The 25,700-nt window shown below is 40.0% G+C and carries 21 protein-coding genes; 17 read left to right on the forward strand and 4 right to left on the reverse strand.

Going from position 1 to position 25,700, the window contains the following annotated elements; translation table 11 throughout:
- Nucleotides 1-42: 42 nt before the first annotated feature.
- Entirely contained in the window at nucleotides 43-789 is a 747-nt protein-coding gene (locus tag FQ085_RS10715; protein WP_149456588.1) for an SDR family NAD(P)-dependent oxidoreductase, read from the reverse strand.
- A gap of 175 nt (nucleotides 790-964) precedes the next feature.
- Here FQ085_RS10715 and nadX point away from each other — a divergent pair, with 175 nt between their 5' ends.
- Together nadX and FQ085_RS18055 are read left to right on the forward strand one after the other, a co-directional pair.
- Complete coding sequence (gene nadX / locus FQ085_RS10720; RefSeq protein ID WP_149456589.1) at nucleotides 965-1,744, forward strand: aspartate dehydrogenase; 780 nt, start codon at nucleotides 965-967, stop codon at nucleotides 1,742-1,744.
- Between the two features lie 115 nt (nucleotides 1,745-1,859).
- Nucleotides 1,860-2,003: a hypothetical protein gene (locus FQ085_RS18055; protein ID WP_188074740.1), complete on the forward strand. Its 144-nt coding sequence runs from the start codon at nucleotides 1,860-1,862 to the stop codon at nucleotides 2,001-2,003.
- A 125-nt stretch (nucleotides 2,004-2,128) separates the two neighbouring features.
- Here the strand turns inward: FQ085_RS18055 and FQ085_RS10725 are convergent, their stop codons facing one another.
- Entirely contained in the window at nucleotides 2,129-3,205 is a 1,077-nt protein-coding gene (locus FQ085_RS10725) for a CdaR family transcriptional regulator (protein ID WP_149456590.1), read from the reverse strand.
- A gap of 133 nt (nucleotides 3,206-3,338) precedes the next feature.
- On the opposite strand from FQ085_RS10725, the gene FQ085_RS10730 reads away from it, so the two are divergent.
- From FQ085_RS10730 to FQ085_RS10760, 8 genes are all read left to right on the forward strand, one after another.
- Entirely contained in the window at nucleotides 3,339-4,481 is a 1,143-nt protein-coding gene (locus FQ085_RS10730) for a glycerate kinase (protein ID WP_149456591.1), read from the forward strand.
- 1 nt (nucleotide 4,482) lies between these two features.
- Nucleotides 4,483-5,832 (forward strand): GntP family permease, encoded by a 1,350-nt coding sequence (locus tag FQ085_RS10735; protein ID WP_149456592.1) that lies wholly within the window; start codon nucleotides 4,483-4,485, stop codon nucleotides 5,830-5,832.
- 217 nt (nucleotides 5,833-6,049) lie between these two features.
- On the forward strand, nucleotides 6,050-6,403 hold the full coding sequence (locus FQ085_RS10740) for a helix-turn-helix domain-containing protein (RefSeq protein WP_058386185.1): 354 nt from the start codon (nucleotides 6,050-6,052) through the stop codon (nucleotides 6,401-6,403).
- Nucleotides 6,404-6,639: 236 nt separating this feature from the next.
- Nucleotides 6,640-6,921, forward strand: a complete 282-nt coding sequence (locus FQ085_RS18295) for a hypothetical protein (protein ID WP_262499786.1) — start codon at nucleotides 6,640-6,642, stop codon at nucleotides 6,919-6,921.
- Entirely contained in the window at nucleotides 6,908-7,195 is a 288-nt protein-coding gene (locus FQ085_RS18300; protein ID WP_262499787.1) for a restriction endonuclease, read from the forward strand. The genes FQ085_RS18295 and FQ085_RS18300 overlap by 14 nt, the downstream gene beginning before the upstream one ends.
- 556 nt (nucleotides 7,196-7,751) lie before the next feature.
- A complete protein-coding gene (locus FQ085_RS10750; RefSeq protein WP_149456593.1) occupies nucleotides 7,752-9,059 on the forward strand; it encodes a transcriptional regulator in 1,308 nt (435 codons plus the stop codon).
- A 168-nt stretch (nucleotides 9,060-9,227) separates the two neighbouring features.
- The gene (locus tag FQ085_RS10755) at nucleotides 9,228-10,643 is read left to right on the forward strand and encodes a YfcC family protein (protein WP_149456594.1); all 1,416 of its coding nucleotides are present in this window, start codon (nucleotides 9,228-9,230) and stop codon (nucleotides 10,641-10,643) included.
- A gap of 33 nt (nucleotides 10,644-10,676) precedes the next feature.
- Nucleotides 10,677-11,894 carry a M20 metallopeptidase family protein gene (locus tag FQ085_RS10760; protein ID WP_149456595.1) on the forward strand — a complete coding sequence of 406 codons (1,218 nt, stop codon included), beginning with the start codon at nucleotides 10,677-10,679 and terminating at the stop codon, nucleotides 11,892-11,894.
- Nucleotides 11,895-11,948: 54 nt separating this feature from the next.
- On the opposite strand, the gene FQ085_RS10765 is transcribed toward FQ085_RS10760, so the two are convergent.
- Complete coding sequence (locus FQ085_RS10765) at nucleotides 11,949-12,581, reverse strand: Pr6Pr family membrane protein (protein WP_149456596.1); 633 nt, start codon at nucleotides 12,579-12,581, stop codon at nucleotides 11,949-11,951.
- 254 nt (nucleotides 12,582-12,835) lie between these two features.
- On the opposite strand from FQ085_RS10765, the gene FQ085_RS10770 reads away from it, so the two are divergent.
- The 4 genes from FQ085_RS10770 to ltaS all read left to right on the forward strand — a co-directional run bounded on the left by FQ085_RS10770 (nucleotide 12,836) and on the right by ltaS (nucleotide 20,515).
- A complete protein-coding gene (locus FQ085_RS10770) occupies nucleotides 12,836-13,399 on the forward strand; it encodes a PepSY domain-containing protein (RefSeq protein WP_058386180.1) in 564 nt (187 codons plus the stop codon).
- 301 nt (nucleotides 13,400-13,700) lie between these two features.
- A complete protein-coding gene (locus FQ085_RS10775; protein ID WP_149456597.1) occupies nucleotides 13,701-17,537 on the forward strand; it encodes an AAA domain-containing protein in 3,837 nt (1,278 codons plus the stop codon).
- Between the two features lie 4 nt (nucleotides 17,538-17,541).
- On the forward strand, nucleotides 17,542-18,303 hold the full coding sequence (locus tag FQ085_RS10780) for a hypothetical protein (protein WP_058386179.1): 762 nt from the start codon (nucleotides 17,542-17,544) through the stop codon (nucleotides 18,301-18,303).
- Nucleotides 18,304-18,562: 259 nt separating this feature from the next.
- Complete coding sequence (gene ltaS / locus FQ085_RS10785) at nucleotides 18,563-20,515, forward strand: lipoteichoic acid synthase (protein WP_058386178.1); 1,953 nt, start codon at nucleotides 18,563-18,565, stop codon at nucleotides 20,513-20,515.
- An 86-nt stretch (nucleotides 20,516-20,601) separates the two neighbouring features.
- On the opposite strand, the gene FQ085_RS10790 is transcribed toward ltaS, so the two are convergent.
- On the reverse strand, nucleotides 20,602-21,558 hold the full coding sequence (locus FQ085_RS10790) for a bile acid:sodium symporter family protein (RefSeq protein WP_058386177.1): 957 nt from the start codon (nucleotides 21,556-21,558) through the stop codon (nucleotides 20,602-20,604).
- A 170-nt stretch (nucleotides 21,559-21,728) separates the two neighbouring features.
- Between FQ085_RS10790 and FQ085_RS10795 the strand changes: the two genes are divergently transcribed.
- From FQ085_RS10795 to FQ085_RS10805, 3 genes are all read left to right on the forward strand, one after another.
- The gene (locus FQ085_RS10795; protein ID WP_058386176.1) at nucleotides 21,729-22,820 is read left to right on the forward strand and encodes a CdaR family transcriptional regulator; all 1,092 of its coding nucleotides are present in this window, start codon (nucleotides 21,729-21,731) and stop codon (nucleotides 22,818-22,820) included.
- A 160-nt stretch (nucleotides 22,821-22,980) separates the two neighbouring features.
- Nucleotides 22,981-24,384 (forward strand): FAD-binding oxidoreductase, encoded by a 1,404-nt coding sequence (locus FQ085_RS10800; RefSeq protein ID WP_237150175.1) that lies wholly within the window; start codon nucleotides 22,981-22,983, stop codon nucleotides 24,382-24,384.
- On the forward strand, nucleotides 24,371-25,693 hold the full coding sequence (locus FQ085_RS10805) for a (Fe-S)-binding protein (RefSeq protein WP_058386174.1): 1,323 nt from the start codon (nucleotides 24,371-24,373) through the stop codon (nucleotides 25,691-25,693). The genes FQ085_RS10800 and FQ085_RS10805 overlap by 14 nt, the downstream gene beginning before the upstream one ends.
- Nucleotides 25,694-25,700: the final 7 nt, after the last annotated feature.

Here is a 25,700-nt window from a genome sequence, read left to right on the forward strand (position 1 = left end):
CAAAACCCGTAGTCGAAAAGCTGACTACGGGTTTTGTTTCGTTTATTTTGTATTCGTGAATCCACCATCAATACGGATAGTGTCACCGTTAATGTAATCGGCTTTTGTTAATAAGAAGGTCACCAGTTCTGCAACATCTTCTGGTTTACCAAGACGTTTTTGCGGAATTCCAGACTCGGCACTTTCTTTCATGTCTGGATTATCTTCAAAGAACTTTTTAACCATTGGTGTTTGAATAGGTCCAGGTGCAATGGCATTTACGCGAAGTCCGTCTTTAGCGTACTCGGCAACAAGGCTTTTGGTCATACCCACAATGCCATGCTTAGTTGCACCGTAAGTCACGACAGAAGCTTGGCCAATGACGCCAGCACTTGAAGCGGTATTGACAACTGAGCCGCCGCCGTTTTTCACCATAACTTCAGCGACATAACGTAAGCCGTACAAAGCGCCAAGCATATTGATGCCTACAATTTGTTCAATTTCTTTGATGTCGGTATCAAGGAATTTCTTACCACTACCAGAAATCCCAGCGTTATTGAAAAAATAGTCAATCGAGCCGAAATGCTCGAGTGTTTTGTCTACGTAGTTTTTGACTTCTTCCGCTTTAGAGACGTCCGCTTTAATGAAAATCGCATCAACGCCTGTTTCTTTAAGTTTGGCGACTGTTTCGTTGCCGCTTTCTTCGCTAATATCGACAACTGAAATATTAACGCCTTCTTCGGCTAAATAAAAAGCTGCAGATTGTCCTAATCCACTACCGCCACCTGTAATAATTGCTGTTTTACTCATTAAATTTCCTCCTCTGCTGTAAATACCTGCTATAAGTATTCTTTTCCCTATCGTGATTGATCTTAATCAGGAAACAGTGAAATAGATTTTTTTCTAAAATTTGTAAAAGAGACCGACAATAGCTTACACTTTATGCAATACCATAAAATGTGAGTTTAAAGTGAGGAGGACAATTATGAATATCGGAATTATTGGAACAGGTAACATTGCGGCATTTCTACTAGAACAAGTAAACAGTAATCAGATGATCGAAGGGAAAGTCATAGCTGTTTTTGGCCGCAATCAAGAAGTAGGTTCACACTTGAGCGAGCAATTTGGTGTGGACTTTCATACAGACATTCACGAATTTTTAGAAATACCACTCGATATCGTAGTAGAGGCAGCGACGATAGAAGTGGCGGGTCTATATGCAAAAGAAGTAGTGACTTGTAAGAAAGACCTTGTTGTTAGTAGCATTGGCGTGTTCAAAGATAGCGATTTTTTAGAGGAAGTGGATCGATTAGCTGAGTCTGTAGGCACGCAAGTTTTCTTGCCATCTGGCGCAATTGGCGGATTAGACGTATTGCAATCGGCTAAAGCAACTGGAGGCTTAAACCAAGTTCGAATCACGACACGAAAATCACCAGCATCTCTTGGTATCGAAGCCAGTGAAGAGAAAGTGATATTCGAAGGCTCTGCTTATCAAGCTGTCGAGAAATTCCCGAAAAATGTTAATGTCGCAATGACGCTGGCACTTGCTGGAATTGGCGTTGAGAAAACCATCGTACGGGTTATCGTCGATCCGAACGTTGTACGAAATACCCACACCATTGAAGCGATAGGGGATTTTGGACGCATGGAACTAAAAGTAGAAAATAATCCGATGCCAAACAATCCGAAGACCAGTCTTCTTGCAGCATTGAGTATTGTGGCAGTATTGCAGAACAAAGACAAGGCGTTACGGATTGGGAATTGATTTCGACAAAACGATCGATGTTCTAATTTGCTCTTTTTGTAATCAACAAATGTGTTGCGGATAAAACATAATTGGAGATAGTAACTCAAGAATACAAAAGTTAAGGGGGATTACTTTGGAGTCTTTTGCAATTTTGGGATTTACTTTTGGAATGACAGGATTCTCTTTCGGTCTGATTGGATTTATTTTAAGTACTACAGCAACGAGTAAACTAACCAAACTGGAAAAGAGAATAGATGATTTGGAGAAAAAATCTTGAATCGTTTTGTTGAGCAAATGAAACTGTCTATGCAGTTGGCGTATAGAAGACTCCAGAAACCTTGTTCAAGCAGGTGGCTGGAGTTTTTTTGTGTAAAAGAAAGTCGCAAAGTATTTTAAGACAACTCAATCCCGCAACGTCAGTGCCAAATGTAGTACAACTGCGTCTTGAAAATTAGTCGGATCTAATCCGGTCACGTCATAGATTTTTTTTAGCCGGTAACTCAAAGTATGACGATGAACTTTTAAGCAGTCAGCGGTTTCTGCGCTGTTTTTGTTGCAAGTAAAGTACATAACCAGTGTTTGGCATAAGGAATCGTTCAAATCTGCTAGTATTCTATTGGTAAAATTTTCGAGCTCGATATGCGGATTATGCTTTAATAGCGCTATCAATTCCACGTCTTCAAAATAAACGAGCGACTGATCAGGCTTTCCAAAATCCAATGCGTTTTTTGCCGCGAGATAAGAAGTTCGGGTATTCAGAATGCTGCTGACTGCTACGCCGACACCCATTCTAACGAGTGCCGTTTTTTGCAGTACTTGGAGCAAGGTAGTTAATTTTTGTTGAAGGTTTGCCGGTTCATCGTTCTTCATCAATAGGAAGATTTCGTTTAGTTGCGAGTGACCCGTAACAATCGTTTGACCATCGAAATGGCTTTCGAGCTGTTCGATAATTCTGCGAGAAAGTGAAGGAGATTTTTTTATTTCAATTAATAGCGTGATAAATGATGTGTTTTGGTCGAGTCTCATTTGCGAAATCCGTTCATGGACAGCGGCAGACAAAGGATTGCCACTTGTCAGTTCATCAAAAATCAATTCATTGCGCTTACGATTCCATTCAATATGAGAGGTAATCAGTGATTGATGGACCATCATTTCTGTCGTCAATTGAACGAGCGTCGAGATTTCTTTGAGCTCTTCTGGGTTACCTGTAATCCCGATGACCCCCACAAGTTTTTCTTGAAAATAAATCGGTAAGTTGACGCCGGGTTTGACGCCATGCCAAGCTGCTAAATCCGTTTCTTTAATCCACAAGGTTTCACCGCTTTTAGCGACTTGAGCTGCGGCCTCATGAATTTTTTCAATCCGCTCGGTTTCGCCTGAAGCCAAAATCATGCCGTTGGTATCCATAACGTTTAAGTTGCGGTTCAATCGGATCATGGTTTGCTCTACAATTTCCTCCGCCAGCTGTTTTGTAATCATAAATACTCCTCTGTGTATATATATTCTAAATATTTCGTCAAAAATCCATACCGTCAGTATAATGTATATTGTCTTCTTTTTCATTATAATTTTATGTAAGCGCTTTACTAATAGGGTAAGGAGGTTTTAGGGATTGAAAATTATAGTAGCACCCGATTCATTTAAAGGCAGTTTGTCTGCTACAACAGCCGCACAAGCAATGGCAGAAGCCATACAGGAACTGGGTCGTGAGATAGAAGTCGTCTTGCTACCGGCAGCAGACGGCGGGGAAGGAACGATGACGGCCATGGTCGAGGCGACAGGTGGCAAATTGATCACGCACGACGTCGAGGATCCGCTTGGCCGTAGAATTACCGCTCGTTACGGAATTCTTGGTGACGATCAAATATGCGTTATCGAAATCGCAGAAGCTTCTGGACTGACCTTGTTGAAAATAGAGCAACGAAATCCGTTCAAGACTTCGTCATTCGGGACAGGAGAACTGATCTGTCACGCTTTAGATGCTGGTTTCCGAAGCTTTATCATTGGACTTGGCGGCAGTGCCACCAATGACGGAGGAGCAGGAATGCTAGAAGCTCTTGGTATGACTTTTCTAGACCGCAGTGGGCAACGTTTAAGAAGGGGTGGGGGCGCACTCGGTGAACTTTCTGAAATTGATCGTAGTCATTTTGATCCGCGCATTGCGGAAAGTACGTTTCTAATTGCCTGCGACGTAGAGAATGTCTTAATCGGTGAACAAGGAGCTTCTGCAGTATTCGGTCCACAAAAAGGAGCGTCTCCAGAAGCAGTCGAGCAACTTGATAGCAATCTACAAAATTTTGGAGATGTTGTCGAGCGACTTACTGGAACGGCACTTCATCATAAAAAAGGTGCCGGTGCAGCAGGTGGTGCTGGTGGCGCGATGCAAGCGTTTTTTGCAGGTAATATGCAGCGTGGTGTTGATGTCGTACTTGAAGCGATTGCATTTCAAAATCATTTGGAAACGGTCGATTTGATTGTGACCGGAGAAGGGAAAAGTGATAGTCAAACTTTATCGGGAAAAACCCCTTTAGGGATTGCTGAAGCTGCAAAAAGAACGGGGACTCCAGTGATTTTAATTTCGGGGATGGTTGAACCGGAAAGTACAGAGTTACTAGAGCCTTATTTCACCGAAATTCACTCGATTGTCAGTGACACCGTATCGGCAGAACGAGCGGTAGCCGATGCCTATAACCAATTGAAAATAAAAACCAAAACAGTCGTTAAAAACTATATAGAAAACCAAAAGGGGTGTTAACATGTTGTTTTTCATTATTGCGTTAAGTGTCATCTTGGTTGTGTTGTTAACTGCTGTATTCAAAGTTCATCCGTTCTTATCGTTATTAATCGGCGCATTTTTTATGGGCATCGCGTCCGGTATGCCGCTAGCTGACGTTGTACTGAACGTTAACGAAGGCTTTGGCGGGTTGATGACCAATATCGGGATTGTCATTGTTGCCGGAACAATTATCGGTGTTATTTTAGAGAAATCCGGTGCAGCTTACCGGATGGCAGAAGTGGTATTGCGTTTGATTGGTGAAAAGCGACCGCAACTAGCAATGTCGATTATTGGCTTTATCGTATCAATTCCTGTGTTTTGTGATTCTGGATTTATTATTTTATCGAGTTTACGAAAAGCCTTAGCAAGACGTGCGAAAGTATCCATGGCTTCTATGTCAGTGGCGCTCGCAACTGGTTTATACGCGACCCATACTTTGGTACCGCCAACACCAGGACCAATTGCTGCAGCTGGTAACTTAGGCGCTGAAAATTACTTAGGGACAATTATCTTAATCGGTTTAGTCGTCGCAATTCCAGCAGCAGTTGTCGGGTATCTTTGGGCTGTTAAAGTCGCTGCCAAAATCGAAGTGCCTGATGATACTTTAGAAGACGGCGAATTGAGCTACGAAGAAGTCATTAAATCATTCGGGAAAATGCCTTCTACATTTAAAGCCTTTTTGCCGATTGTTCTACCATTGGTATTGATCGGAGCAGGGTCTGTTGCGGGTATTCTTGGTGGTGATGGTGGGCTGACAAGCTTATTGAAATTTTTAGGATCACCAACAGTGGCGCTATTATTTGGTGTCTTAGCAGCGCTCTTATTACTGCCAAAATGGAACGAAGAAACCTTATCTGGGTGGATTGGCGAAGGAATCGTCGGTGCAGCACCTATTCTATTAATTACTGGAGCAGGTGGTGCATTCGGACGAGTTATTAGCAATTCAGGTGTGGCAGATTTGATAGCGGGAATGGACATGACAGCACTTGCTGGTGGCTCGTTGTTCTTACTCATTCCATTCATTATTGCAGCGGCATTAAAAACTGCTCAAGGTTCGTCAACAGCAGCACTGGTTATCACGTCAACATTGATGGCGCCGCTGTTGCCGACGCTTGGCATCGAAGGCGCAGTACCACTAGCGCTTGTCGTGATGGCGATTGGGGCAGGCGCAATGACAGTGAGTCATGTTAACGATAGCTTTTTCTGGGTTATCACACAGTTTACAGGCATGAAAGTAACGGAAGCCTACAAAGCGCAAACAATGGCAACGTTGTTGCAAGGTGTAACGACGATTGTCTTCACGATGATCTTGTGGACAATTTTAATTTGATTGGGTAGTACAAATAACTGTGTAAATGAAAAATGCCTCACCCTGGAATGCATATCCAGAGTGAGGCATTTTTAAAAGAGAAATAATATTTACAAAATCAGTAAAAATTTAGTTAGTAATAGATGCTTGATGTGATACTATTGAATCATTAGTTAGGTCTTATTAATTAGGAAGGCGATTTTTAACTACATCACAAAAAAACTCAAGGAGCAAACCGATGACAAAACTAACTGAGAACCTAAAATCACTTCGCTTACAAAACAAATTGTCACATCAAATCGTAGCAGAACATTTAAAGATTACTAAAGCAGTTTATGGGAAATTTGAGGTGGGTACTACAGAACCACCTCTGAGATTAATGATCAAACTAGCTGATTTATATAGTATTTCTTTAGACGATTTAGTTGGTAGAGAGTTTGCAGCTAATGGTCAAATAATTAACCAATTGTTAATGAAGAAAGAAATGACTAAAGAGATTAATGTCCTAGTGAAACAATTAGGTAACCAATTTATTCAAAGCAAAGAAGCAGACATTGTGAAAAGGTTGAAGCAGAAGTTTGATTTGAATTGAATGATTGAAGTAATAAGAAAATGTTCAAATTATAATGAAACTCATTGCATAATCGATAGAGAGCAATTTAATGTCGTTAAAGAGAAGAGACACATAGGAAATGTTATGTCGCAGTCACTACACATTGGAGTGATTTCTTCACTGTCCTAGTTTATTGAGTTGAACTACTCTTTTTTAAACAAACTTATGAATAGTAACTAGAAATAAAATTTTATTTTTAAAAAAGGAAGTTTCCCATGGCCAGAAAGAAAAAGAAAGATAATCTATCAGAACTGCTAATGGCAGTTTTAATGCTTAGTAGCGCAATCACATTTGTTTACACACAGTCACTCACAGCAACGGTCGCTGTATTTGCTGTCGGCTTTGTTGGCATGCTAGCAATCGTAAAGACCATTCAAAACAATAAGCAGAAGAAATTAAATGCGTCAGGTATTTTGCAAGTGGATGCAATGTCGGGGGCAGAATTCGAAGAGTTTCTGCGTCTCCGTTACAAGGCTGAAGGATATGCAAGTTCGTAAAACGCCTTATACGGGCGATTACGGGGCAGACCTTATTTTGGAAAAAGGATCGCAAAAAATTGCTGTGCAGGCAAAGCGATATAAAAGTAATGTTGGCATCAAAGCCGTGCAAGAAATTTCTGCAGCAAAACTGCATTACGGAGCAAATGAAGCATGGGTGGTTACCAATAGTTTTTTCACAAAAGCGGCAGCGGAACTAGCGCGAAGCAATAAAGTGAAATTAGTAAATCGCGATGAATTGGTAGAGATTCTATTGGCAAAGAAGGTAGGATAGACAAGAGATTTCCTTTACAGCGCGATTCGTAAAACCAGATACAGCAAAATTCAAAGTATCTGTTGGCATTTTCGGTGTTGTAGCATTTGCCTCGAGTTTTGTTGGCTTCGTCACTTTGGTCAGCACAGTTTATCCGGTTATGGGTTATTTAGGATTTGTCTTGATCGTTGCGCTTGTCGTAGCTTGGTTCCGTTCGAAAAAAGTAACAGCTGAACGCAAAGTGCTGAGTTATTAAGAACATTTACGATAGATTTAAGGTTTACTAGTCTGTAAAATTTGTGCGATGTAAATAGCTACTCCGAAGGGATTTATCTCCTAAGGGGTAGTTTTTTATTAAATAATGATGACGTGAATATCAAATGTAGGTTTCATTCTGAATCGAGTAAAAGTAGTGATTCCCAACTATTTTAATTGAGCGCTAGTGATATAATACATACATTTCAGCATTGGAAAATTCTTTTTCTAAAAAATCGAATACATGATTGTTAAAATAAATGACAAGATATGTCTTTACCATTTTATAAAATAGTTGCTCCTAAAGAAAGGAGGGTGTTTAATGATCCGGATTGCAGTCGTAAGTTCAAAAAAATTTGCTGAAGAGATTAAGAAATTTGAGAATGAAGTTCCGACTAGTCGAGTTACTTATTATACATACGACAATCCTTTGGAAAGTCTAGCAATTGTTAAGGGAATTCGTGAATGTGACGTCATTATGTTCGCTGGTCCGCTTCCTTACTTTCTGTCAAAAGCATGTACTAAAGCTCGAAACTTACCCTCGGTATTTATTCCATCAGATGAATATACATTAACGCACACTTTACTGTACTTGTTGCTCAATCGAAAAGAAGGACTAAAAGGATTATCAATAGATATCCATAATGAGCATCATTTACATCAAGTAGCAGAGGAAATGAATATGGATGTGTCGGATTGGCATGTCTTAGATTCAAAAGAAACAATAACTGAAAACCAAGTAACTATCGATCCCAATGCAGTTCTCGAATTTCATCAAAATTTATGGGAGAGTGGAAAAACAACTTATGCGGTAACAAACATCGATTACGTGAGAGACAGGCTCCAGAAAATGGGTATTCCGTCCACGGCAATCATCGTACCAGGGAAAGCCATTATTGATACCTTTCAGCAAGCAATCATGTGTGGGAAATTATCCATTAGTAAAAACATGGAATTCTCAGTAGGTATTATTTCTGTTACATTATCTGGTGCAGAACTCACTACTGAAGGAGAACAAGCAGCCTTGGCAGAGCAGATGTTAACGTATTTGGCACGAAATTTGGAGTCTCCTATTCAAAAAAAATCACCGGGACAATTTATAGTTTACGGGACTATCGGAAGCATGGAACTTTTCTTGTATAGTGAAAGATTACAGAAATTGTTGAACCATTTTAGCGAGGTCCAACAGTTGGTTATTCATATCGGTTGTGGCGCAGGTATGACCGCGAAAGAAGCTGAAGAAAATGCGCAGACTGCATTGTTTTATGCTCGTCGAAAAAGTTTGGAACACAGTGTTTTCTTTATGACTGCTGAAAAGAAAATTATTGGACCACTTAATGAATTAGTAAAAACGTTTCAAGTCAAAACTGAAGATACGGAGACGTTGAAGGTGGCAGGTAAAACGCATTTAAGTGTGGCTACAGTGACAAAGCTCCAAGAGTTTGCGAAATTGCGTCATGACGAGGGATTTACGACAGTCCAACTTTCAGAATATCTTGAAATTGGTCGACGCAGTGCGGAGCGACTAATGAAAAAAATAATTGAAGAAGGTTATGCTCTGCAAATTGGAGAAGAACAGCCTTATAGCAAAGGACGTCCACGTTCAGTGTATCGAATGAATCTAAACTAACTTATTTGTTTTTCATTTAGATATGCAATATATCTGAATTCTATTGACTGACTTTTCTTTCTATAGTAATCTAGTAAAAACATTTAACGACTATATAACGACAGAAAGGAAAGTGTAGTGATTGATGAAGTGTGGTGATCTGTAATCCCTAAAAAAGGAGCTAATAAAATGACGATCGTTACTGACGCAACAACGAAAGAGAAAAAGAAAAAAGAGGCAATTCACCCGTTTAATATTTTATTCATTGTTATTTTGTTTATGGCTATTTTGACTTATTTTGTTCCAGCAGGTGAATATGAACGATTAACAAACGATGCTGGGCAAACGATCGTTGTTGACGGATCGTATGCACAAATCGATTCAAACCCAGCAGGATTTTTAACTGTGTTTCAAGCCATTCATAAAGGAATGGTGCAAAGTGCACCGATTATTTTCTTTATCTTTATTGTAGGTGGGGCATTCCATGTGTTTCGTGACACAAAAGCAATCGAAGGTGCGTTTGCCAGTTTGTCTGCGAAGACAAAAGGAAAAGAAATGATCATGATTCCAATTGTAATGATTTTCTTCGGCATAGGTGGTGCAACAATTGGAATGTTCGAAGAAGCATTTCCATTTGTCATGATTATGGTGCCACTTGCTATGATTTTAGGCTATGACTCAATGGTCGGACTTGCTATGGTGTTGATTGGTGTATCGGCTGGATTTACCGCTGCATTTATGAACCCCTTCACTGTTGGAGTTGCTCAAGGATTAGCTGAACTACCACTATTTTCTGGCATGTTGCCACGTGTCGGTTTTTGGCTCGTCTATATGGCTGCAGCGATCATTTTTGTCATGTTGTATGCAAATAAAGTGAAAAAAGATCCAACCAAAAGTATTGTTTACGACGTAGACCAAGCGCGTGAAATTGACCGGAACATGATGGGGATGGAGAAAATCACTAAAAGACAAGTTGCAGTTCTTAGCATACTGGGTCTGACACTTGTGGTTTTAGCGTATTCCGTTATTCAATTTGGCTGGTATATTGGTGAAATTTCCGCGCTCTTTATTATTATGGCGTTAGTGATGGGTCTTGTTTATGGAATGGGCTTCAACAAAATCACCAAGTCATTTGTCAAAGGCTGCGAAGAAATGGCAACCGGGGCCTTAATTGTGGGTCTCGCTTATGCTGCCGTTGTCATTCTTCAAGAAAGTTTCATCATTGATACAATTCTCTATAGTATTTCAAGCTTGATCTCTACTATTCCAGCGAGTTTGAGTGCTGGGGCAATGTTTATTACACAAGCGCTGTTGAATATTGCAGTAGCTTCAGGCAGTGGCCAAGCGGCGCTTAGTATGCCGATTATGGTACCTCTCTCAGATTTGATTGGCGTTAGTCGTCAAACTGCGGTCTTAGCTTTCCAAATGGGGGATGGCATTACGAATATGTTTTCTCCAACGAATGGTTTGTTGTTTGCAGCGCTTGCTATGGCAGGAATACCAATTCTTAAATGGTTTAAATGGGTATGGCCTTTAATCTTAGTACAAGCAGTATTGAGCCTGATTTTCGTAACTGTAGCTCATTTCTTTATCTGGCCGGTGTAATAGAAGAGTTGAAATTAGAAGGAGGACAATCTGTTGCTTGATAAATTGTTTGCGCGTTACGAAGAGCTTTATCCAGAGTTAGTTGAAATTCGGCGAGAACTGCATAGGAATCCTGAAATATCAAACGAAGAAGTAGAGACTCCGAAAAAAATAGCGGCATATTTAATCGAACTTGGGCTTGATGTACGAACAGGCGTAGGTGGCCGGGGTGTTGTCGGGTATCTTAAAGGTGGGAAACCGGGAAAAACAATTGCTCTTCGTGCAGACTTTGATGCATTGCCAATTCAAGACGAAAAACAAGTCGAATACAAATCACAAGTAGCTGGAGCTATGCACGCGTGTGGACATGATCTACACACGGCGACGCTGCTTGGAGTAGCGAAAGTGTTAAGTGAAATCAAAGAAGAGATACCAGGGACTATTGTGTTCTTGCATCAATTTGCTGAAGAAACAACTCCTGGTGGTGCACAATTTATGATAGAAGATGGCTGTCTTGACGGAGTAGATGTGGTTTATGGCGCTCATGTTATGTCACACGAACCAGTGGGTACCGCGCAAGTGATTGAAGGCTATGCGTCTTCAGCACAAGATGATTTTTACGTGGAAGTCCAAGGTGTTGGCGGACATGGTGCATCACCACATATGACGGTTGATGCGCTTGTTACAGCTTGTCAATTAGTCGTGAACTACCAGCAAATCATTAGCCGCCGTGTGAGTCCAATGCGTCAAGCTGCATTAACAGTAGGAGCTATTCATAGTGGGAGTGTAACGAATATCATTCCAGATACAGCTTCGTTAAAAGGGACAGTTCGAACATTTGACGAAGAGACGCGTGACGTGATTGAAAATGCTATGCAACAAGTAACAGCATCTACTTGTGAAGCAGCGGGAGCAACTGTGAAGTTCAACTACATTCGAGACTGTCCATCGATATTCAATGATGCGACCGAAACAGATCGCATTCGCGAAGTTGCAAAATGGGTATTAGGCACTGAGAATGTTAGTGATGCAGAAAAAATGACAGGCAGTGAAGATTTCGCTTTCTATCAACAAGTAGTGCCTGGCACCTACTTTATGGTTGGTGGAGGAAATCCTCAACTAAATGCCGTTTATCCTCACCATCATCCTAAGTTTGATGTGGATGAACTGTCCATTCAACATATCGGTAAGATTTTTATTGGGGGTGCATTGAATTATTTATCTGAGGGAGAAATAAAGAAAGAGCCAAAAATAATTTCGGTACCACAATAACGAAAAACCCCCGCGCAAATAAGATTTGCGCGGGGGTTTTTTTGGCCAGTTGTTTTATTCTACTTCCACAGCTGCAGAAGAGCGTTCTCGCAAGTTGCGACCGCCGATAACAAGTGATGAACAAAGAACGATCAACGCCGTAATCATGATTGAGCTGATGAGTACTTGACCATAGCTTCCAATGGATGGATCTAAAAATGGATATGGATACCACTCGACCACAAGACCTCGCAGCAGCGTGTAGACTAGGTAGCTTAAAGGATAAAGAATCCATAGCCACATGCGTCGAAACGAGATTTTAGTTCGAGAAGGAGCAGCCAGCCAATCAAACAATGCGTATAGGGGCAATAAAGTATGCAACACGAAATTGACCCATGGAATAGTAGTTTGCAGTTCTGCTTCCATGCCACGCAAAAATAAGAAATAAACGATTCCTGTTGTCATGATATACGTCGTAACAGCACCACGAATCAATTGAAACCGCGACGAGTAAAACTGTCTAGAAGAGATAACTGCACCGATTACTAATACGACTACGATTAAAATATTACTTTGAATCGTAAAATAGCTAAAAAAATTACTGATGACCAAATTATTAAAACGCAACCCATGTGTCATTTGGACAATAATAGCGATTAATCCCAGTATACCTAATGCTAAGCGAACTCCACGAACTACTTTCTCCATCTTTTCATCTCCTTAAAACATCCTTTGAATAAATCATATAGAGCTAATAGAAAGAATACAATGTTTATATTTAGTGAGCGATTTCGCGTACTAGCTTTGATTGTGAAAACTTATAAGCAATGTGAGAAATCAAGTGTACGCAAATGCAGCAGTTCTCATCAAATTTTAATGTTCTTCTCATTCTCAGCTCATTTTCAAAGATTATGCTTAATGTGTAAAACAAGTAGAGGAGGAATAATTTTGAAAAAAAAGTTATGATTGGAACAGTAGTAGGTACGGTGGTTGTAGGGAGTCTTGGTGGAGTAGCAGCTTTTGCAGCGTCCAATGACAGTAATTCGGTAGGGCAATCTGGAATTACTGCAGAAAGAGCACTTGAAATTGCATTTGATCATGCAGAAGGAACTGTTCAAGAAGTCGAACTTTCTTTTGAAGAAGATGGCAATTATTATGAAATTGAAATCACAAGCAATACGAGTGAGTATGAATTTAACGTTGATGCAGTAAAAGGTGAAATCTTAGATCAACATGCAGGTAATGTGGAGCAAGAAGAAGAGGAAGGCAATCCTTCAGATAATGGTCATTATCCAAATGAGCCAGCTGATGTAGCTTCTTTTGAGGAGTACGGCATGATTGTTGATCAAGTGAACACAGATGGACTAACTTTCCACTTATCTACTGACAATCAAGGAAATCGGATTATGTTCTTAGTGAGCGAAGATGGAAAAAAACAATACAAAACCATTTTTGTGAAATACGATCAGCACCTTAAAATTATTGATGTGAACAATGGTGGATTGGTGTATAACGGTACGATTTAATTGATCCGTCCATGTGAGTAAGAAAATAAATAAAACGATTAAATGCCCCCTTCATTTTTGAAGGGGGCATTTGTGTTTGAAAGAGTGTACGTAAATTAAAATTTACACGGAAGAGTATCTGTTTCTTCTTGATTGCTGGATCTTCAAATATGCTATTTCTTCTACTAAACATAACCGGATGTCATTTAAAGCTAAGCTGAGAGTAATTAAAAATTATCCGTTTGTTCGTTAATAAATCTCAGGCGTCTAGTAAAATTCACAACTAAAAAAACGCATAAGCTCCAATAGATGATATGATTAGATGAAAACAGATCAGGCGAAATACGTCGATTTGAAATTTAGTCAGCTCCAAAGAACAGGTGATTACATGACGAATGCACAGACAGCAACATATAAAACTTCGGTACGACTAACTAAGACGGCAGCGGAAAAAATGGGCGTGTTCGGTATCAGCGAACGCTCATTTTTTGTTGTGGACAAAGCCTTTAAGGTGTTTATCGAGCGTTATCCTTCCAATGCGGATGGCGAGCTTTCGGTTGCGTTGATTTTGGACAGGTCGGAGAACGCACGATTGACTGGCAAAGAAGCAGAAGCCTCGATTGTTTTGCACGGGGTCTTTACCAATCATCAGTTGCTCATCACTAACTTGACGCAACGGAAATCCTACCACGCGCTCGGAACTAATTGGCAACGAGAGGCAAACTTGACGTTTGAAAAAACACGTGAACCAGCGTCGGTGCCTTTGATCAATATGATCAAACGGTTGACGCCAGCCAAAGAAAGTTCAGATTATGTTAAAAAACGGATTGGTAGTTGGGAAGGCTATTTGAAGATTCAAGAGCGTGGCATGGACATACCAGACATGAAGACTTCTTTTTCTAACTTGTCATTTAGCCATGATTTTAGCCGTATTACGTTAAAAGGGTGTCAGTTAAAAGAGACGCAATGGAAACAGGTGAAAAACCTGACAGTGCGCCTCACTGGAATTACAGGGGATGTTGGAACGGTTATTAAAGCGGCAAATCGAACAGTGGAAGTAGAATTGCAAAACTATATCGTCAAGCAACTACGGGAAAAAGGGTTAACACTCGATAAGAAAGAAGTGGTTTTCAGCAATTTCGCAGCCTTGAGCCAAATCAGAAGGTTGCGGCAAGGATTTGCGAATCTTGAAAAAGGTCTCGCGGTAAATCCAAATCTAGACCGAATCTTGTTTGAAGAAAAGCCTCCAGTCCAACCACTTCAACCTTTAGAGCGTTTAACTTTCCATAACCGACTCAATGAGTTCCAACAACGAGCGGTGTCGGGAGCAATGGCGGCGAAAGACTTATACGTTATTCAAGGTCCGCCGGGTACCGGGAAAACTACAGTTATTTCGGAAATTTGCTTACAAAATGCTAAAAAGGGGCTGCGAACACTTGTCGCTTCGCAGTCGAATTTAGCTGTTGATAACGCACTTGGAAGGCTACTTGCCAACAAAGATATTCGGATTTTACGTGTCGGACGAACGGAAAGCATCGAAGAAGAAGGCAAGAAATTTATTGAGGAAAATGTCGGTCAGTATTGGAAAGACCATACCTTAAAAGAAATTACGGCTCAATACGAGATGCGTGAAAAACGTAAACCGCAGTTGGAAAGTGAACTAACGAGTAACCAACAAGCTACTGAGAAGTTGCAGCCGCTATATAAAAGTTTGGCAACAGCCGTCGAAGAGAAAAAGGCAGCGCAAGTTAAACAACAAAAAATTCAGCAACTGCTTGATAGTGAACAAAAAAAGGTAGACGCTCTCGAACTTCAAAAAGACAAGACGACCTCTGAAAGCCAGGAGATAACGCAAGTTGTCGAGAAAATTAATGCATCTATTCACCGAGACACAGCATTTACTGATCATCATGACAGCGACAAAAGACTTCAGCAAGAACAGCATATTCAACAAACTATACAGTTGCTTGAACGTGCACTCGGTTTGAAAAGACTGGAACAAGACTTAGTCGTGAAAAGACAAGAAATTGCAGTGATTACCGAAAAGCGTGATCAAATGGCAGAGATTATTGAACAAAAGGCAATAGCTGTTGAGAATATGGATAGCATTAAAAAAATGGATGACTTGCTTCAGGTAATGAAAGTTCAACGAATTGAAGAAACATCTGCTATTACTTATTTAGTGAATCGGCTAGAAGCCAACCGTGAAAATATGGCAGATTGGACTAAGCTTAACGAATACAACGTGCTGGTATCTAACGCCATTACGTATATTGAAAACCTACTGACTTCTGTTGATATTTCTGTAGATAAGTTAAAAAAGCAAGCATTGTTGAAAACAGAAACGTATAGTTCAGCTGAAATTGATGAGTATTTAGAGAAGCTGAGAGCAGTTTTGAAAAGTACACAACGCAACGATCCGACCATTTTACAAAAAGCGTTAATTGGGTTGTACAGACGGCAACATAATTTGTGGAGAAGAGGCGCAAAGTTTAAACCGGTCGACGTCTATGCAGCTGAATCTAAGCGAGCTTTCGATGACTTGAAAAAGGCGTTATGCGAAGAACTAAAAAAACAGCAAGAACAATATCGTGTGTGGGACGAAAAATGGTTAGAAAAACAAGAAAAGCTAGAAGAAGATCTAGCGCCGCTTGAACAACGTTACCGCCAAATGCCCAACTCAGCGGACTTGCCAGCTGATGTAGAAGCCGCGATTCGTCAACACAAAACAGAACTTGTGGAGTTGCAAAAAGAACAAGCTTTAGTGGAACAAGCGCAACAAAGAATTGAGAACGATAAAGCTAAGCGCACGCAACAGCTAACTTTACTAGCAGAAAAAGAAGCCCAGATTGGCAAAGTAGATGTCGAAATCCAACAACTAAAAACAGTTGCCACCAGCTACGAACAAGAGTTGAATTCTTTGAGTGAAGTACTAGCTTTAAATCCAGAACAGGATTATGAAAGAACGGCAAAAGAACTAGCTAGTTTGTCCTTTACAAAAGAATCGCTCAAGCAAGAAATGAAAAATTTACCGCTGCTTCAATCGGTACAGAAAAAATGGCTGGATTTACTAGTAGGAGCGAGCGAGCACGATTTGGACGAAATCCGAAAAATGTATATTAAGCATGCCAACGTTATTGGTACGACTTGTGTTGCTTCGGCACGCAAAGATTTTATCGACAACTATCCCGAGTTTGATGTCGTCATCATTGATGAAGTATCCAAAGCCACGCCGCCCGAATTATTACTGCCCATGCTTAAAGGCCAAAAGATTATTTTAGTCGGTGACCATCATCAATTGCCACCACTTCTTGGCAATGACACATTAGAGGAAACGCTTCAAGAAATGATTGATGAAGACAACGGTTTTGAAGAAAAGAAAGAGCTTGAGAAGTTACTTGAGGAATCGTTGTTTGAACGATTGTATAAAAATCTACCAGCAGCCAATAAAACGATGTTGGCCATTCAGTACCGAATGCACGAAGATATTATGGAAACCATTTCGCCGTTTTACCGGTTAGAAAACGACCAGCTGCAATGTGGCATTGAGGATTCTGACAAAGAGCGTGACCATTTACTCGAATCAACCACCGTGAAGCGTAGCAATCATCTGATGTGGCTCGATTTGCCAAACGAATCGGCGTATTTTGAAGAACGCATGAACGGGGGCAAGAGCTTGTACAACGCAGCGGAAATTCAGGAAATCCGTTCGTTATTGGTAGAATTGAATAAAGCAGCTGGTGAAGCGAAACAAGCTGGACGAATCGCTCTAGACCAACAAAAAAGTATTGGCGTCATCAGTTTTTACGGGGAACAAGTAAAACGACTTCAGCGAATGATTGACCAAGAGCTACAGTTGCCACATTTAACGGTTCGAACAGGCACAGTCGACCGTTTCCAAGGAAGTGAAAGAGACATCATCGTACTAAGTATGGTGCGCAACAACCAAAACAAGCATGGCGATATTGGCTTTGCGAAAGACTACCGGCGATTGAACGTCGCATTGTCACGTGCCAAAGAATTACTGGTACTTGTCGGTAGTTCTCAGATGTTTACAGAACGGGCCAAGCAAACAGAAACCAAAAAAATGTACAAGCATGTATTAGCAGTCGTGAAAAAGACAGATGGCTTAAAGACCTTAGAAAGCAGCAAGGGGTGACGATGTGGACGAATTGATAAAAGAGCTACGATCAACTGTAGCAGAAAATCCAGAGGTCACCGTCGTCAACGAACAGCTATGGAAGTTGCCAAGTGTATTATACGAAGTCAGCTTTAGCCAAGTTAAGCGATTAAAGATGGACATTTTAATGAAAATGCTGCTGTTATCGTTTCAAGAAGCGGATATTCGCCGAGCTGCGACTTTGGCTGAAATACTGTTTGTAGAAGAATTGTTTATTCGTGACTTGATTGATAAAATGCAACGCACCGGATTGATCCAACTAGAAAAGCCAGGTTATAAGTTAACGACCAAAGGCTATGATTATCTTAGTCAAGGTATTTTTGATGAAGAAATTGCAGGTGACGAAACCGTAATTGCCTATAGTGCTAGTCACGACAACTACAAGTTAGCAGAAGAAAATAGACATCCCGAAGCCGAAGAACCATTACCGGTGTATCGCTATCCGGGAAAAGGCAGTTTGAATAAAGAACGCATGCAACAACTTCTTTTTGAGAAAAAATCAGCTTTAAAAGAAGAAGGTTTCCAAACAATCGTTACAGGCATTACAGCATGTATCGAACAAATTACAGATTATCTCCCGTGCATTGAATTTCAATTATACGACGAAAAGCAGGACATTTTTTATGCTCGTGTCTGGAATACAGCAACTGGCGGTTGGGATGAAATGTTGGAGCAGCAGATTGAAGCACGTGAGCTTGTGAAATGGCGCAAAGTGATGGAAGAACAAAAAGTAGCTTTAAGTTGAGGAACTAATTCTACTGCAGTGACGTCTACTAACTTAATAGGTTGAAGAAAGCAGGCATGGTTTCGAAACTGAAACTATGTCTTTTTCTATTGGTTTAAATGAATATTCTGAAAGAACGACAAGCTGTCATTTTCTAGTATATTAGAGTAAAATAGAGTTTGTCATAATTTTTACATGAAATTTACTTAAGCTATTGGGTTCAATTTTTTAACCAAACGTCCCCAAGTCCCTGTGAATACTAACAATGAGAAGGTGCAATATGGAAAAGAGTAAATCATTAAATAAAAAAACAGTTAACAAGTATGTGCCTCTGTTCGTTTTGGCAGTCGCTATGCTCTGGATAAAAACCTATGTATCTCAGAAAATGCAATTTAAACTAGATGTTGACGGAGTGCTCCAAGAGTTTCTGCTGTTTATCAATCCACTTGGGTCCGCGTTACTCCTATTAAGTTTGTCGTTCTTCTTTAAAGGTGCGCGAAAATACTGGTCGCTGCTACTCATTTACACATTAATGTCGGTGTTATTATATGCCAACGTCGTGTATTTCCGTTTCTTTAGTGATTTTATAACCTTGCCAACTTTGTTTCAAACGCAAAATTTCGGTGATTTAGGCGGCAGTATTATTACATTAATCCAGCCAACCGATGTGCTATTCTTTGTTGATGTAATAGTACTCGCGATTCTTATAGGATCAAATCGAGTTAAAAAAGAGTCGGGAAATTTTAAGACGAAAGTTATTCTCCCGGTTATTACGATTGCGTTAGCCATTTCGTTCTTTAACTTGGCTCTAGCGGAAAAAGATCGCCCGCAGTTGTTGACGCGTGGATTTGATCGAAGCTATATCGTAAAATATTTAGGTATGTACAATTACGCGCTTTATGACACGGTCGAAACCTTGAAATCCTCTTCACAACGGGTTCTTGCTGATAGTGATGATAAAACTGAAGTATTAAATTATACAAAATCGAATTACGCAAAGCCCAACGAAGACTATTTTGGTGCTGCTGAAGACATGAACGTTGTTTACCTACATCTTGAATCGTTCCAAACCTTCTTGCTGGACTATGAACTGGACGGGGAAGAAGTGACGCCGTTCTTGAATTCACTGATCGGTGATCAAAACACATTGTATTTCGATAATTTCTTCCATCAAACAGCTCAAGGTAAAACATCAGATGCAGAATTCATGCTTGAAAACTCTTTGTATGGGTTACCAAAAGGCTCGGCATTTATAACAAAAGGCCAGAATACGTACCAAGCAGCTCCGGCAATATTGAAGGATAAAGGTTATACATCAGCTGTGTTCCATGGCAATAACGGAACGTTTTGGAATCGTTCGGAAATTTATAAATCCTTTGGTTATGATCATTTCTTCGACATCGAATCGTATACCAATTTGACTGAAGAAGACATGGCAGAATACGGCGTTATGGATAAGCCGTTTTTTGAGCAGTCAGGTGAACTATTAGAAACCTTGCCAGAACCTTTTTACACGAAATTAATGACAGTGTCGCATCATTTCCCTTATCACATCAATCAGGATTTGACGACAATTGGAAAAGCTACAACGGGCGATCCAAGTGTTGATAATTATTTCCAAACGGCTCGTTATGCAGATGAAGCAATCGAGCAGTTTTTCACGCAACTAGAAGAGTCTGGTTTGGATGATAACACGATGGTTGTCTTGTACGGTGACCATTACGGGATTTCCGATAATCACAATCAAGCAATGGAACAAATTCTATCAAAAGAAATTACACCAGTTGAAAATGCTAATCTTCAGCGCGTGCCACTATTCATTCATGTACCAGGTATGAAAGGCGGCGTTGACCATACTTATGGTGGACAAATCGATCTTCTGCCGACTGTTATGCACATGCTTGGCGTTGAAACAGAAAATTACATTCACTTTGGTGCAGATTTACTATCTGAAGACCACGAGGAACTGGTGACATTTAGAAATGGTGATTACGTCAGTCCTGAAATCTATTCAATCGGCGAAAAATATTACAACCCTAAAACAGGATTGCCGTTAGAAGATGCACAACTCGAGCAAGCAGAGAAATTCCAACAACAATCTAATTACGAACTGGAATTATCTGATCAATTAGTTACTAGTGACTTGCTGAGGTTCTACACACCTGACGGATTTACACCAATTGATCCGGCTGACTATAACTATCAAAATGATAAAGTAGAAGAAGCTGAGTAACGATAACAAAAAAGCATCCTAAAGACGGATTACACCGTCTTTAGGATGCTTCTTTTTGTTATAAAATGAAGAACTCACTATAACTCTTATGTCTCGATCCATTTCTGTTCTTTCAAATTACTGTTTATTTTACTGAAACGGTTAGCAATCATCGCGCCAATCGACAAATTGAAAATCATATTGAAAATAGGTGCAATTACACCAAGTTCTCCAATGAATTTATAAGCGAGAATGGCAGCGAGTGCAGTGTTGCAAAGTCCTACTTGAAATAAAGCAGCACGCGCGTCTTGTTCTTCCATCTTCAGTCCTTTGGCAATAAGGTATGCTGAAGCCATTGGCAAAGTAACTTGGATAAAAGTGGCTACTGCAATAAGTGGGATGGTTGCTAGTTCAGAAGTGATGGCTTCTTTACCGCTACCAATAATCGTATGGACAATAACTAATAACGCTAAAGAGGTTCCCAGTTTTGTGACGGAGCCGGTGTAGGAATTTAAATTAGGAATGATTTTTTGAATCCATAAGCCAAGTCCCATAGGCAAAACGACGATTAAAAAAAAGGATGTCAGGAGGTCGGAAAAAGATAGAGAGATCTGTTCACTGGATAATCCAAGCATTGCGAGTGGTGTAACGACAGGACTAATCACAACATCAAGTAAAGATGCAACGACGACCAGTGAAGCGTTGCCCCCGGCAAGAAAGGTATAAACAGTCGCAGCTGTAGCACTTGGTACAGTTCCAGCTAGTATGAGTCCCGCAGCAATTTCTGGTTTTGATGAAAAGAAAAGGTGTGCTAATGCGATGGAAACAGACACAGTGAGTGTCCATTTTAATCCGGTAATAACTAATAATTCTTTCGTTTTCTTTTTAATTTGTTTAAAGGCTTCTATATTCATTGATAGACCAGCAAAAAAAATAACAGCTCCTAACAGCAAGCTAGGCACCCATGAAGATACTTGCCAGTAAACTGGAGAAAAATAAGTGGCTATTGAAACCAATAGGATAAGAAAAGGCAATTTACTAGAGATAAACATAATCAACGACATGAATAGACACTTCCTTCCTTTTGTATTTGGTCAATAGAATTCATTATACGTGAAAAAATTTTAAAAATTCAGTTTTAAATTTAAAAAGGGAAATCTTTTTGAATCTGTTAAGCTATATAGGACATATACAGAAAATTCATAAAGTATTTAGGAGTTAGGGGAGATAGGCGATGTTCGACTTTGAAGCATTAAGTTCTCAAATTGTAGAGGAACTAACTTCGTTGATTGATAAACATGTAATTGTTACCGATAAAAACGGATTTATTATTGCAAGTACAGATGCTAATCGCTTGAATTCTTATCACGAGGGTGCTGCCATTTCGATGAGAAATCAGCAAGAGTTTCATTTGACTACTGAAATGAGTAATCAATTACGTGGAGTACGACCGGGTATTGTTATGCCAATTATTGTTTCGGGGACACCAATTGGAGTTCTCGGAATTACAGGCAAGCCGACTGAAGTAGAGAAATATGCGAAGCTCGTAAGAAAAGTTGTAGAGCTTTTCATTACGGATTCTATTTCAAGAGAAGAGAAAGAGCGGGGCATTCGAGAAATTGAATTCTTTTTCTTTGATTTGGTAACGACAAATTCACCTAAAGAGGTTATTGAAGATCGTGCACGAATGATTAATATTGACAGTTCTCTGTATCGCCGAGTTGCGGTAATCCAAACATACCAGCAACTTGAAGTTACAGATGTAGAAGGTCTATTGAAAATCCAGACAATCCATCCAGAATTGAAGATTATTCGCTGGGGGATGGAAAAATTGGTCCTGTTAATGCCAGATATTAAAAAAGAAAAAATGATAGAGGGATTAAATAGTTTATCAATAAAAATTCAAAAAAAAATACGACAAAAATTACCGATTGGCATAGGCAACTTTAATAGCTTTGAGCATTTAAAAGAATCATTCAGTCAAGCGGAAACTGCACTTTTAGTATCTGAAAGACAAGAAAAAATAGTGTTTGAGGAAGATCTAAAGTTAGAATTGCTTTATTACTCGATCCGGGAAGAAGTTCAAGAGGAGTTTTTAAAGCGCACAATCGAACCACTGCTGAAAGAAGATGAGTTAATGCTGAGTTTGGAAACATGGCTTCAACGAAAGAATTCTCTTCAAGATGTAGCGGACGAACTGCACATTCATAAAAATACGTTGATTTATAGATTGAACAAAATACAAGCAATATTAAAGTTAAATTTGAATGACATGAATGATTTAGTAATTGTTTATACAGCGATTCGCCTTTATAGAAAAAAATGACTCTCTGACTTTTAGTCAGGGAGTCATTTGGTTTTTTGTACAAAAAATATGACGGATTTGTGTCTAACTTTGGTTGAAAGGACATAGAAGAAAGAACAGTTAGAATATTATAATTATAAAAAGAGATGAGATGAAAGTGGTGAGAAACGTGGGGCTTGAGATGAAGAACTCTTTCCTATCGATAGTTGGAGTAGAAAACGTAAAATATTCGCAAGCTCATATGCTTGCCTATTCCTACGACGCAACGGCAAATTTCCAAGCGATGCCCGACTTGGTGTTATCGCCTAGAAGTACACAAGAGATTGTAGAAATTGTGAAGATTTGTGCAAAAGAACAAATTCCGATTGTACCAAGAGGATCGGGAACAAACTTAGCTGCAGGCACTGTTCCCACTCAAGGTGGTATCGTGCTGTTGTTTAATAATATGAGTGAAATTTTAGAACTAGACAAAGAAAATTTAACAGTTACTGTACAGCCAGGCGTCATTACGCAAGATTTAAGTAATTATGTCGAAAGCAACGGATTGTTCTATCCTCCTGATCCAAGTTCGATGAAGATTTCTACAATCGGTGGCAATGTTAGTGAAAATTCAGGTGGACTAAGAGGACTAAAATACGGTGTAACGAAAGACTATGTGAAAGCGCTTACTGTTGTTACACCCGCTGGAGAAGTAATGAAACTCGGAGGGAAACTTGCGAAAGACGTGGCAGGCTACGACTTGTTATCTTTGCTAGTAGGTTCTGAAGGAACTCTCGGAGTCATTACAGAAATTACGTTAAAGCTAATTCCGCTACCTATCGCTAAGAAAACAGGAATTGCTTATTTCAACTCATTAGAGGACGCTGCAGAAACAGTATCAGCCATTATCGCAAATCGGATTATTCCAGTGACGCTTGAATTTATGGACAAAGGGACAATCGGTGCTGTGGAAGATTTTATGAAGATCGGTCTACCACGTGAAGCTGAGGCCATGCTATTGATGGAGCAAGATGGGAACGATAAGCAAGTAGATGAAGATATTCAAAAAATGATTGCCATAGCAAAAGAGAACGGAGCAACTTCCGCAATTTTAGCAGCTTCAGAAGAAGAGTCAGATATTTTGAAAACAGGAAGAAGAGCTGCACTTTCTGCTTTATCTCGAAAACGCCCTACTACTATCTTAGAAGATGCAACAGTCCCACGCTCTGAAATCGCGAAAATGGTTAAAGCGATACAAGAAATTGCACTAAAGCATGATTTGCAGATTAGTACATTTGGTCATGCTGGTGATGGCAATCTGCACCCAACTTGCTTAACGGATGTCCGAGATCAAGAAGAAATGGCAAGAGTTGAAAAGGCGTTAGAAGAAATATTTCAAGTAGCGATTGAGTTAGGCGGAACAATAACAGGTGAGCATGGCGTTGGAGAAATGAAAGCGCCTTATCTTGAATGGAAGCTTGGAACTGTTGGCATGAACTTGATGCGAACGATTAAACAGTCAATCGATCCGCAAAACATTATGAACCCAGGTAAGATTTTTGCAAAAGAAACAAAGAAAAGGCTGGTGATTCATGGTGGTAACTGAATTGCAGCAGCGGATGCAAGAATCGTTTAAGGACAATGTCGATGAAGAGTATTTGATGGACTGCATGCGCTGCGGCTTTTGCTTACCAGCCTGTCCAACATACTTAGTAACAAACAAAGATGAAATTCACTCGCCACGTGGTCGTATCGCCTTAATGAAAGGGATGCGAGACGGTGATGTGGTATGGGACGGTTCGGTAGAAGAGTCATTTGACATGTGTCTTGGATGTCGAGCTTGTGAGCCTGCTTGTCCTGCGGGAGTTCAATATGGCGTGTTACTTGAAGAAACTCGCGTTGCGATTGAACAAGTAAAGACCAAATCAGTCGTAGAAAAAGCTGTTCGAAAATCCACTTTTGATGGCGTATTCGCAGATCAAAAGAAAATGGCAGGAGCGGTAAAGCTTGTTCAGTTTTACCAAAAAAGCGGCTTACAAACCGTGACACGTAAAATTGGGTTTTTAAATCTATTTCCACCATTTATGAAAGAAATGGAAGCTGTACTTCCAGCAATTGAATCGAAGAAAAAAAGAGCAACCCCATCTGAACCAAAAACAACAACCGTTGCATTTTTTACAGGTTGTTTGATGGATACCCTTTTTCAAGAAACCAACCGTAAGACCATTGAATTACTTGAATCACTCGGAGTAGATGTAATGATTCCAAAAGAACAACAATGTTGCGGGGCTTTGCATGGTCATAGCGGAGAGTTGGAAAAAGGGCTGCGCAATGCTAGGACGAATGTTGATGCATTCGATTCGGACAGCTTCGACTTTATCGTCAATAATGCAGGTGGCTGTGGTGCTTTCTTAAGTGAATATGAAAAACACCTGCAATCTGATACAGCATATGCTGAAAAAACAACTCGATTTTCAAGAAAGATGATTGATATTTCGTCGTTATTAGTAAAACTTGGCTTGAATGAGCGTCTAAAAGAAATTCAAGTAGAAAGCAAAGCGATTGTAACTTATCAAGATTCTTGTCATTTACGCAATGTAAACAAAGTGTTTTTAGAGCCACGTACTCTTTTACAAGATGCACCTGGCTTTGAATATAAAGAATTGATCGACGCTGGGAGCTGTTGTGGATCTGCAGGTATATATAATATTCTGCAGCCTGAAATGGCAAAGAAAATACTCGACTTAAAAATGAAAGGAGTGAAAGAGTTGCAACCCGCCAAGGTTGTGACATCCAATCCAGGGTGTTTGATGCAAATGCAAGTAGGTATTCAGCGTGAAGGATTAGAAAAAGAGATGCAGGCAGTGCACATTGTTGATTTTTTGTATGATGCGATTTACAAAAACCAAAATTAGGGGTGGA

The sequence above is a fragment of the Planococcus sp. ANT_H30 genome, assembly GCF_008369335.1.
Taxonomy (GTDB): Bacteria; Bacillota; Bacilli; order Bacillales_A; family Planococcaceae; genus Planococcus; species Planococcus kocurii.

Bases quoted from the DNA above. Each gene is read 5' to 3' on its own strand.
- FQ085_RS18300 (WP_262499787.1), top strand. From the start codon at position 6,908: ATGCAAGTTCGTAAAACGCCTTATACGGGCGATTACGGGGCAGACCTT.
- FQ085_RS10790 (WP_058386177.1), bottom strand. From the start codon at position 21,558: ATGTCGTTGATTATGTTTATCTCTAGTAAATTGCCTTTTCTTATCCTA.
- FQ085_RS10755 (WP_149456594.1), top strand. From the start codon at position 9,228: ATGACGATCGTTACTGACGCAACAACGAAAGAGAAAAAGAAAAAAGAG.
- FQ085_RS10715 (WP_149456588.1), bottom strand. From the start codon at position 789: ATGAGTAAAACAGCAATTATTACAGGTGGCGGTAGTGGATTAGGACAA.
- FQ085_RS10800 (WP_237150175.1), top strand. From the start codon at position 22,981: ATGAAGAACTCTTTCCTATCGATAGTTGGAGTAGAAAACGTAAAATAT.
- FQ085_RS10775 (WP_149456597.1), top strand. From the start codon at position 13,701: ATGAAAACAGATCAGGCGAAATACGTCGATTTGAAATTTAGTCAGCTC.
- FQ085_RS10725 (WP_149456590.1), bottom strand. From the start codon at position 3,205: ATGATTACAAAACAGCTGGCGGAGGAAATTGTAGAGCAAACCATGATC.
- FQ085_RS10770 (WP_058386180.1), top strand. From the start codon at position 12,836: ATGATTGGAACAGTAGTAGGTACGGTGGTTGTAGGGAGTCTTGGTGGA.
- FQ085_RS10765 (WP_149456596.1), bottom strand. From the start codon at position 12,581: ATGGAGAAAGTAGTTCGTGGAGTTCGCTTAGCATTAGGTATACTGGGA.
- FQ085_RS10750 (WP_149456593.1), top strand. From the start codon at position 7,752: ATGATCCGGATTGCAGTCGTAAGTTCAAAAAAATTTGCTGAAGAGATT.
- FQ085_RS18295 (WP_262499786.1), top strand. From the start codon at position 6,640: ATGGCCAGAAAGAAAAAGAAAGATAATCTATCAGAACTGCTAATGGCA.
- nadX (WP_149456589.1), top strand. From the start codon at position 965: ATGAATATCGGAATTATTGGAACAGGTAACATTGCGGCATTTCTACTA.
- FQ085_RS10805 (WP_058386174.1), top strand. From the start codon at position 24,371: ATGGTGGTAACTGAATTGCAGCAGCGGATGCAAGAATCGTTTAAGGAC.
- FQ085_RS10735 (WP_149456592.1), top strand. From the start codon at position 4,483: ATGTTGTTTTTCATTATTGCGTTAAGTGTCATCTTGGTTGTGTTGTTA.
- FQ085_RS10740 (WP_058386185.1), top strand. From the start codon at position 6,050: ATGACAAAACTAACTGAGAACCTAAAATCACTTCGCTTACAAAACAAA.
- ltaS (WP_058386178.1), top strand. From the start codon at position 18,563: ATGGAAAAGAGTAAATCATTAAATAAAAAAACAGTTAACAAGTATGTG.
- FQ085_RS10795 (WP_058386176.1), top strand. From the start codon at position 21,729: ATGTTCGACTTTGAAGCATTAAGTTCTCAAATTGTAGAGGAACTAACT.